Origin of the sequence: Nitrosomonas supralitoralis (assembly GCF_003011925.2) — a bacterium.
GTDB classification, from domain to species: Bacteria; Pseudomonadota; Gammaproteobacteria; order Burkholderiales; family Nitrosomonadaceae; genus Nitrosomonas; species Nitrosomonas supralitoralis.
On the sequence record NZ_PXXU01000148.1, the window covers coordinates 1 to 1,492 of the forward strand.

Here is a 1,492-nt window from a genome sequence, read left to right on the forward strand (position 1 = left end):
AAGAAAATTCAGATCTGTTTTGCTGAAATTTGCCATTTTATGTAACCCCCATAATTGTCTTTGAATTTAGCAAGTTAAACACCTTCCGTACTGTGTTGACTAACTACACTAAAATTAAAAAGCTACTGATTAGTCTCTTTAAATTCGAGAAAAAATCATCGCTGACTTTTTTTCTTATCATGTGAGTTTTGATACTCGGCAAATCACCGCCTATCGCTCTGATCACACTAATTTATCGAGCAATTCTTAACCTGAAAAAAATTGTTATGTTTTGGACCAACAAGATGAAATGCAATACAATTAAGAACATTTCTCAGCATTGCATGTAGGAGATCCGCCTAACGGCTATAAGAAAATGGTAGGGCTACAGCTGTGGCAGTGCCAGTATTTGAATTTAGTTACTCTTCTATGTCTGTATCAAGAACCTGAGTGCTTTATTCTATTTGCTATTTAAAACACTCTAGAAGTTTATGTTCAAAACTACTTATCCCCCAACTGATTGATACCTTTATCTTAATACTCTTATTTTTTCATCTGATTCTGTCATTTTTGACGATTCGATAATATTCATAAAAATTTCACAAAGTAAGTGACAGATAGCGTCTATTTGGTAGTAATGATGTACTAATTATGTACCAACTGATGTAGGTTATTTCCTACATTAGTTGTATTTATAATTTATTATCAATGAATTACATACATGAACAAATAGGGAAGAAATTGTGAAGGAAACGTGAATAAAATTAATTTTTTCTACAATCCATAGTTAAAGTGATGTTGGATTATGAGAATTGGGTGAAAGCTTCAGTGGGGGTTTATGAAATTTATTGCGCACCGCGTTAATCATCTTCAATATCGTGGGATGCCCGACAATTCTGGCTTCTAGCCTACGCTTATTGGGAAAATCCATGAATGAAAAGCCTATCAGCATTGTCAGCAAACCCTGTCCCGGTAGAAAAAGCATCAGGAAGCCTGCAATCAGGAATACAAAACCAACTACGTTTTTAACGATCAGGCCGATAATACGGAGCACGGGATGTCGATCTTTCATCCAGTAACGAGGAACGCTTAAATCAAAATAATTACTCGGCAAATGAATCAGAATCCATGGAATCGCGATCAGAGAAGCAATGAAGCCAATAATTGATGCAATTGTCAAACCGATCAATACATCGACAGATATCCATTGCTGAATTGTCGCGAGGATAGTTTCCACCATGAAGAATTATCCAGATGAATTCAGAATCATTCAGATCGCTCCGAATAATCTGCGAAGAAGCAGTGAGATACGGTATCTTCACTGCAAAAGAATTCCTGCTGCTTGTTGAAGGCAGCAGGAATAATGTCTAAAACATCTGAGGTTGTATCAAGGAACGATACGGTTTTTGTTTAGACGATTTTATCTGGAACGATACGATTGTTCAGAATATCTCTGCTTGCGTTGTTCCAGGTTACATCGGTCAGGTTAGAGTAACGGGTGATAATCTGTGCA

General features: G+C 36.5%; 1 protein-coding gene. It reads right to left on the reverse strand.

Translation table 11 applies throughout. From position 1 onward, the window contains the following. Nucleotides 1-766 precede the first annotated feature (766 nt). Nucleotides 767-1,219, reverse strand: a complete 453-nt coding sequence (locus C7H79_RS17090) for a PGPGW domain-containing protein (protein ID WP_106708423.1) — start codon at nucleotides 1,217-1,219, stop codon at nucleotides 767-769. Nucleotides 1,220-1,492 lie beyond the last annotated feature (273 nt).